Consider the following 8,734-nt stretch of genomic DNA (forward strand, 5'->3'; position numbering starts at 1 on the left):
CGATTCCCCCGCTCATTCCAGCAGCGAAATTTCTTCCTATTTTTCCTAAAATAACTGCAATACCTCCAGTCATATATTCACAACCATGATCTCCAATTCCTTCTATCACCGCTTTGGCACCTGAGTTTCTTACACAGAAACGTTCGCCACCCATTCCATTAATATAGGCTTCGCCATCTGTAGCGCCGTAAAGGGCAACATTCCCAATAATGACGTTTTCATTAGATTTAAAAGATGCTTCTTTAGGTTTTCTCACACTTAAAGTTGCTCCCGAAAGTCCTTTTCCTAAATAATCGTTAGAATTTCCGTTGATATTCATCGTTAAACCTTTGGTAGCAAAAGCACCAAAACTTTGCCCTCCAGAACCGGTAAAATTCAATGTTAGCGTACCGTCGGGTAATCCTTTTGCACCGTGAATTTTGGAAATTTCATTACTTAAAATGGCTCCGGTGGTTCGGTTTATATTGCTAATTGGGAAATCGAGGCTCATTTTTTCCTTTCTGTAAATAGCCGGATGCGCCTGATTTAATATTTCAAAATCCAATACATTTTCCAGGTTGTGATCCTGGGTTTCTGTATTATAAAGCGGCATATCTTCATCTATTTTCGGCTTATACAGAATGTTAGAAAGGTCTAATCCCTGTGCTTTATAATGTTCTATGGCACGGTTCATATCCAGTTTTTGGCTTTGACCAACCATTTCATTTATAGTTCTAAAACCAAGATCGGCCATAATCTGTCTTAATTCCTGTGCGATGAAATACATAAAGTTGATTACATCTTCAGGAGTACCTTTAAACTTCTTACGTAATTCTGGATCTTGCGTAGCTATTCCTACCGGGCAGGTGTTTAAATGGCACGCACGCATCATAATACAACCTGATGCTACCAGGGGAGCGGTAGAAAAACCAAATTCCTCTGCGCCAAGCAATGCAGCAATAGCAACATCACGACCGGTTTTTAACTGGCCGTCACACTCTACAACAATCCTGTTTCTAAGATTGTTGATAAGTAGGGTTTGTTGGGCTTCGGCAATTCCAAGTTCCCAGGGTAAACCTGCGTGTCTTAGGGAGGTGAGGGGAGAAGCTCCCGTACCACCATCAAATCCGGAAATTAAAACTACATCTGCCTTTGCTTTTGCAACACCGGCAGCAATAGTTCCCACACCAACTTTAGAAACCAATTTCACGTTAATCCTGGCTTCGCGATTCGCATTTTTAAGGTCGAAAATTAACTGCGCCAAATCTTCTATAGAATAAATATCGTGGTGTGGCGGCGGTGAAATTAATCCTACATAAGGAGTGGAATTTCTTGTTTTTGCAATATCGGGGTTTACTTTTGGTCCCGGTAATTGCCCGCCTTCCCCGGGTTTTGCACCCTGGGCCATTTTAATTTGAATTTCCTTTGCGTTACTCAAATAATTAATAGAAACTCCAAATCTACCTGAAGCAACCTGCTTAATAGCTGAATTTCTCCAGTTGCCATCAAGATCTTTATGAAAACGCTGCGGATCTTCACCACCTTCACCCGAGTTGCTTTTTCCCTGCATACGATTCATCGCAACAGCAAGGTTCTCGTGCGCTTCTTTACTAATAGAACCAAAAGACATCGCGCCGGTTTTAAATCGTTTTACGATCTCTGTCCAGGGTTCTACCTCCTCAATAGGAACCGGATTAAGGTCACGGAATTTAAACATTCCGCGAAGCGTCATTAAACGTTCGCTTTGGTCGTTTATTAATTTTGAATATTCTTCGTAAGCTTTAGTGCTGTTTTGTTTTACCGCTTGTTGCAGTTTAGCAACACTTGCGGGGTTAAACATATGCCTTTCTCCGGTTCTTCTCCAGCGATAATCACCACCAATTTCCAGATCCAGATCGGTATCTGTTTTCTTGGGAGCAAAAGCATTTTCGAAACGCTTCTGAATTTCTTTTTCTACTTCATACAGTCCAATTCCCTCAATTCGGGTTGGTGTGTTGGTGAAATATTTATCTACAAATTTTTGGTTTAAACCAAGAATCTCGAAAATTTGTGCACCGCGGTAGGAATGAAGGGTAGAAATACCAATCTTATTCATAATCTTCACAATTCCTTTTCCAATGGCTACATTAAAATTTTCTACGGCAACTTCAGGATCATCAACTTCAATTTCTTTTTCTTCCACCAGGCTGTAAATAATTTCATTCACCATATACGGATTAATGGCGCTGGCACCATAACCAAATAACAATGCGAAATGATGCGGTTCCCTTGGTTCAGCCGATTCTATTACAATTCCGAAAGAAGATCTTCGGTTATGTTTTTTTACGCCGTGATGCACAAAAGAACAAGCCAACAGTGAAGGAATAGGAGCCAGTTTTGGATCGGCATTCCTATCAGTAAGTATAATTACATTGCAGCCTTTATCTACGGCATCGTTTATTTCGTAAATAATTTCATCCAGTCGTGTTTCCAGTCCGTTAAGGCCTTTATTGGCTTCATATAAAATTGAGATTGAAGCGGTTTTAAAATCTGGATGTTCTATGTATTTTATTTTATCTAAATCCTCGTTGGAAATAACAGGATTTTGGATCCTAAGTTTCTTGGATTGCTCAGGAATGATATCAAATAAATTTCGGTCTTCCCCAATAGCTAAACTAATATCGGTAACAATTTCTTCCCTTATTCCATCTAAAGGAGGATTGGTTACCTGGGCGAATAATTGCTTAAAATAATTAAATAGAAGCTGTGATTTATCTGAAAGAACCGCCAATGGAATATCGGCACCCATAGAACCAATTGCTTCTTTTCCCTGGAGCGCCATTGGACTAATTATTGTTTTGATGTCTTCCTGGGTATAACCAAATAACTTTTGCCGGGTATTAATATCTATTTTCTCTACCGGGGTTTTGTTGCCGGTATAAGGAACTTCAGAAAGATTAAGTAAATTTTCGTCTAACCATTTTCTATAAGGTCTTTCAGAAATAATTTTTTGTTTTACTTCTTCATCGCCTATAATTCGGCCTTCCTGCATATCTACAAGAAACATTCTTCCGGGTTCGAGCCTACCGTGTAATTCTACATTTTCGGGTTTAACCTCTAAAACACCGGTTTCTGAAGACATTATTACGTAACCATCTTTGGTAAGCGTATACCTTGAAGGTCGTAATCCGTTTCTGTCTAATAACGCACCTATATATTTCCCATCGGTAAACGGAATGGAAGCCGGGCCATCCCAGGGTTCCATAATGCAAGCGTTGTATTCGTAAAATGCTTTTTTCTCATCAAGCATAGACGGATTTTTCTCCCAGGCTTCAGGGACCATCATCATTATTGCTTCTGGAAGAGATCTTCCTGTTTGTAATAATAATTCCAGCACCATATCCATAGAAGCTGAATCTGATTTACCTTCAGGAACAATAGGAATAACTTCTTTTAGATCTTCGCCAAATTTTTCGCTTTCAAAAAGCTCTTCCCTGGCTTTCATTCGGCTTAAATTTCCGCGTAGCGTATTTATTTCTCCATTATGACACATATATCGGAAAGGTTGTGCCAAATCCCAGGTTGGGAAGGTGTTTGTAGAGAAGCGTTGATGAACCAAAGCAAGTTTGGTAACTACATCTGGTTCGTTTAGATCGCGATAGTAAACGTTAATATCCTGTGGCATCAACAAACCTTTGTAGATAATGGTATTGGTTGATAAACTTGCCAGGTAAAAATATTCTGATTCAGAAAGTTCTGATTTTTCAATACGATGTTCAGCGATTTTTCTCGCAGCAAAAAGTTTTGCATTAAAACTTTCTTCTGAAACATCATCTCCTTTTCCTATAAAAACCTGTTGTACACTTGGTTCAGAAAGTGAAGCAATGCTTCCCAGGCAGGCTCTGTTTACGGGTACTTCCCGCCAGCCTATAAGGTTAAGACCCTGGCCAATAATCTCTTCTTCAAAAATTTCTCTGCAAATTTTTCGTTGGTTCTCAGATTGCGGAAGAAAAACCATTCCTACCGCATATTCTTTAAAATTAGGAAGTTTGAATTCACATGTTTTCTTGAAAAAATCGTGAGGAATTTCTATTAAAATACCGGCGCCATCACCTGTTTTACCATCGGCACTTACCGCACCTCTGTGTTCCAGGCGAATAAGAATATCCAGGGCTTTATGAATTATATCATTAGTTCGTTTGCCTTTTAAATTACATATAAAGCCTGCGCCACAATTATCGTGCTCAAATTCGGGTGAATAGAGCCCCTGTTTTTTTAATTTCATGTCCTTTTCGTCCTTAAGTTATCGTCTCAAAATTACCTAATTAGATAAATATTATGAAGCGTTTTGAACTTAAAGTAAGAAGAAATTCAGTAAAAACAATTAAAATTGTTATAAATGATAATTATGTAATTTGATCCCTTTTCTATTATTGATTCTATAAACATAGTAGGTAACCTTTGTCCATAAAAAAAGTCCGATTTTAGAAAAACCGGACTTAAATTCAATAATTAACAAGAAAATTAATCTTTAAGGATAGCCCTTGAAATTACAATCTTTTGAATTTCTGAAGTGCCTTCGTATATCTGGGTAATTTTTGCATCGCGCATTAAGCGCTCTACATGGTATTCTTTTACATAACCATTACCGCCGTGTATTTGTACAGCTTCAGTAGAAACGTCCATTGCGGTTTTTGAAGCATAAACTTTAGCCATTGCACCGGTAAGATCATAATTACCGCCCTGGTCTTTATCCCAGGCAGCCTTCATTACAAGGTGTCTTGATGCTTCAATTGAAGTATACATATCGGCCAGTTTAAAAGCAATTGCCTGGTGATTGCAAATTTCGGTACCAAATGCTTTTCGTTGTTTAGAATAATCTAAAGCCAACTCATAAGCACCAGAAGCAATACCTAAAGCCTGGGCTGCAATCCCTATTCTTCCACCAGAAAGTGTTTTCATGGCGAATTTAAATCCGAAGCCATCTTCGCCAATTCTATTCTCTTTGGGAACTTTTACATCATTAAAATTTAATGAATGCGTATCGCTTCCGCGAATTCCCATTTTTTGTTCTTTGGGTCCTATTTCAAAACCTTCAACTCCTTTTTCTACTATAAAAGCATTAATCCCTTTATGTTTTTTCTCACGATCGGTTTGTGCAATTACAATATAATAGTCGGCTGAATTTCCATTGGTAATCCAGTTTTTTGTTCCGTTTAATAAATAATGGTCTCCTTTATCTATTGCCGTAGTTCGTTGTGAAGTTGCGTCACTTCCGGCTTCGGGTTCAGATAAACAAAAAGCTCCAAGTTTTTCGCCGGTGGTTAGTTTAGAAAGATATTTTTCTTTTTGCTCCTGGTTTCCGTAGGTATCAAGGCCCCAGCAAACCAAAGAATTATTAACCGACATCACTACAGAAGCAGAGGCATCTATTTTTGAAATTTCTTCCATGGCAAGAATGTATGAAATGGTATCCATACCGCCGCCGCCAAATTCTGGAGAAGCCATCATGCCAAGAAAACCAAGCTCTCCCATCTTCTTCACCTGCTCGGCGGGAAACTCCTGTTCTTCGTCTCTCTCTATCACCCCGGGCAATAATTCGTTTTTTGCAAAATCACGCGCGGCATCGCGAATCATTATATGTTCTTCTGTAAGTTTGAAATCCATATTATTATTTTAATTTAGGAAAATCTAATTTTGGTAGCCAAAGATAAAGTTTTGGTATGTAATTTTCAATTTAGTTTAATTAATTTTACGAATATGAAAAAAGCAAATTATAAAGTTATTGGTGTAATGTCGGGGACATCCTTAGATGGCATCGATTTGGTCTATGTTAATTTCGATTTTAAAAACTCCTGGAGTTATAAGATTTTGAAGGCTGAAACCATTCCATACCCGTTAAATTGGCAGGAAACTTTAGCAGCCGCTATTAATTATTCTGAAGAACGCTTAGAAGAGCTAAATAAAAAATATACGAATTTTCTCGCCGGAATTATTTCCCGGTTTATTGAAAATCATCAAATTAAAGATATTGATGCGGTTTGTAGCCACGGGCATACTATTAAACATGAGCCTGAAAATAATTACACCTTGCAAATTGGGAATTTACCAGAAATCGCTTACCTATCTGGACAAACCGTAATTTGCGATTTTAGAGTTCAGGATGTAGAGTTTGGCGGGCAGGGCGCACCGCTGGTGCCAATTGGCGATCAATTGCTTTTTTCAGATTATAAATATTGCCTGAATTTAGGCGGATTCGCAAATATTTCTACCGAAAAAAGTGGAGAACGTTTGGCTTATGATATTTGTGCCGTAAATACCGTTTTGAATTATTACGCTCAAAAATTAGGAAAAGAATTTGACGAAGGTGGTAAACTGGCGACGGCTGGCAATTTGAATGAAAACTTACTTAAGAAGCTTAATAAGCTTGCATTTTATGCGCAAAAACCACCAAAATCTTTAGGAATAGAATGGGTGAAGTCTGAAGTTTTTCCTGTTTTGGAAAAACACGAAGAAAACCTCCAGGATATTCTTCATACTTATACTGTTCACGTGGCTCAGCAAATTGCAAAAACCCTGGATAACGATCCCAATTCAAAAGTTTTTATGACCGGCGGTGGGACTTTTAATAATTTTTTAATCAGGCTTTTAAAAAATGAGTCTAAATGTCATTTCACGATTCCTTCAGATGAAATTATTAATTATAAAGAAGCTTTAATTTTTGGACTGCTTGGCGTTTTAAAGCTTCGGGATGAGGTAAATGTATTAAAATCGGTCACCGGCGCTAAAAAAGACCATTCTTCCGGAATAATTTATGAGATCTAAACTTTTTGCTGAAAAATTAAAAATATACTACTTAGTTTATATATTTGCGAAAAATTAGAGTATAAATGAAGGAATTATTAAAATTATACGAAAATAAAGAACCCGAAATCGTTTTCAATTGGAAAGATTCTGAAACCGAGGCTGAAGGTTGGACGGTAATAAATTCTCTACGCGGTGGTGCTGCCGGTGGAGGTACAAGAATGCGTGTAGGACTGGATCAAAATGAAGTGCTTTCACTAGCCAAAACTATGGAAGTGAAATTCACCGTTTCAGGACCTCCAATTGGAGGCGCTAAATCGGGTATAAACTTTGATCCCAACGATCCTCGAAAAAAAGGCGTTTTAGAGCGTTGGTATAAAGCGGTTTCTCCTTTGTTAAAGAGTTACTACGGTACCGGTGGTGATTTAAATGTTGATGAAATAAATGAAGTAATTCCAATTACTGAAGATTGTGGTGTATGGCACCCGCAGGAAGGTGTATTTAACGGGCACTTTAAACCCAGCGAAGCCGATAAAATTAATAGAATTGGCCAGTTACGCCAGGGAGTTATTAAAGTTTTAGAAAACACTCGATTTTCACCAGATGTTACCCGCAAATATACGGTTGCCGATATGATTACCGGTTACGGCGTAGCCGAATCGGTTAAACATTATTATGATATTTATGGTGGCGATGTGACCGAGAAAAAAGCAATTGTTCAGGGCTTTGGAAATGTTGGTTCTGCCGCAGCTTATTACCTTTCGCAAATGGGTGTTAAGATAGTAGGGATAATAGATCGGGTTGGCGGTTTAATTAACGAAGACGGATTTACTTTTGAAGAAATTAAGGAGCTTTTCCTTAACAAGGAAGGGAATACAATTAAACACGATAATTTAATTCCTTTTGAAGAAATTAATGAAAAGATTTGGGAGCTTGATGCCGAGATCTTTGCACCTTGTGCTGCTTCCCGATTAATTACCCAGGATCAAATTAATAATTTGATAGAAAGGAAGTTAGAGGTAATTACCAGTGGCGCCAACGTTCCTTTTGCTGATAAAGAAATTTTCTTCGGCTCAATTATGGAATCTACCGACGAGAAAGTTAGCTTAATCCCTGATTTTATAGCAAACTGTGGAATGGCGAGAGTTTTCGCTTATTTTATGGAAAGAAGAGTACAAATGACAGATGAGTCTATATTTAATGACACTTCTATGACCATTAAAAATGCCATCCAGAATACTTACGATAATAATAGTAGTAAAACCAATATAAGCAAGACCGCTTTTGAAGTTGCATTAAAGCAGCTAGTATAAATTTTTGATTAATCTTGTAATTTTAGTTGATTGAGATTATTCCTGAAAATCCCGCTTTCGAGCGGGATTTTTTTATGAATAAAATCATTTAAAATGCGCTTCAAAAAATAAAAAACTGCCATTTGAGATAAAGCAGTTTGCACTGCTGATTATTTTACTAAATTTGGATTACAATTAAATCTGGTTTATCACGTTACATTAAAAACCCTAATAGAAACCTATGCTATACTTTTTTCAGCAGGACGGCGTTGCCGAAGCCGCCCAGGAGGCAGAACCGGTAGTGGAAGAAAAAACCCTGTCTTTATTCGATTTAATGCTAAGTGGTGGCCTTGGAGGCCAAATAATCATCATTATTTTGTTTATCCTGTTGTTCGCAGCAGTTTATATTTACTTTGAAAGGCTGTTTGCGATAAAATCGGCCAGCCAGGTAGATAAAAATTTTATGCTTCAAATAAAGGATAATGTTTTAAACGGAAACATAGAATCGGCTAAAATGCGCTGTGCACAAAGTGATTCTCCCGTAGCCAGGTTAACCGAAAAAGGAATTTCTCGAATCGGAAGTCCGTTAGAAGATATTAATACCGCCATAGAAAATGCAGGCCGTTTAGAAGTTTACAAACTGGAGAAGAATGTAAGTATTTTGGCTACTATTGCAGGTG

Annotated in this window: 4 protein-coding genes and 1 pseudogene; 3 read left to right on the forward strand and 2 right to left on the reverse strand. The window is 37.8% G+C overall.

The window, feature by feature from the left end:
• Both gltB and AACZ30_RS11290 read right to left on the reverse strand, forming a co-directional pair.
• On the reverse strand, positions 1–4,243 hold a 4,243-nt coding region (gene gltB / locus AACZ30_RS11285; protein ID WP_339649432.1), incomplete at its 3' end, for a glutamate synthase large subunit.
• Positions 4,244–4,482: 239 nt separating this feature from the next.
• A complete protein-coding gene (locus AACZ30_RS11290; RefSeq protein ID WP_339649433.1) occupies positions 4,483–5,625 on the reverse strand; it encodes an acyl-CoA dehydrogenase in 1,143 nt (380 codons plus the stop codon).
• A 93-nt stretch (positions 5,626–5,718) separates the two neighbouring features.
• On the opposite strand from AACZ30_RS11290, the gene AACZ30_RS11295 reads away from it, so the two are divergent.
• From AACZ30_RS11295 to AACZ30_RS11305, 3 genes and pseudogenes are all read left to right on the forward strand, one after another.
• Entirely contained in the window at positions 5,719–6,783 is a 1,065-nt protein-coding gene (locus AACZ30_RS11295) for an anhydro-N-acetylmuramic acid kinase (RefSeq protein ID WP_339649434.1), read from the forward strand.
• Between the two features lie 65 nt (positions 6,784–6,848).
• A complete protein-coding gene (locus tag AACZ30_RS11300; RefSeq protein WP_339649436.1) occupies positions 6,849–8,075 on the forward strand; it encodes a Glu/Leu/Phe/Val dehydrogenase dimerization domain-containing protein in 1,227 nt (408 codons plus the stop codon).
• Between the two features lie 220 nt (positions 8,076–8,295).
• Positions 8,296–8,734: pseudogene (locus AACZ30_RS11305) on the forward strand (MotA/TolQ/ExbB proton channel family protein); the annotation flags it as partial.

This window comes from uncultured Salegentibacter sp. (assembly GCF_963972535.1).
Classification (GTDB): domain Bacteria; phylum Bacteroidota; class Bacteroidia; order Flavobacteriales; family Flavobacteriaceae; genus Salegentibacter.

Coding starts and splice junctions, on each gene's coding strand:
- AACZ30_RS11300 (WP_339649436.1), top strand. CDS start 6,849: ATGAAGGAATTATTAAAATTATACGAAAATAAAGAACCCGAAATCGTT.
- AACZ30_RS11290 (WP_339649433.1), bottom strand. CDS start 5,625: ATGGATTTCAAACTTACAGAAGAACATATAATGATTCGCGATGCCGCG.
- AACZ30_RS11295 (WP_339649434.1), top strand. CDS start 5,719: ATGAAAAAAGCAAATTATAAAGTTATTGGTGTAATGTCGGGGACATCC.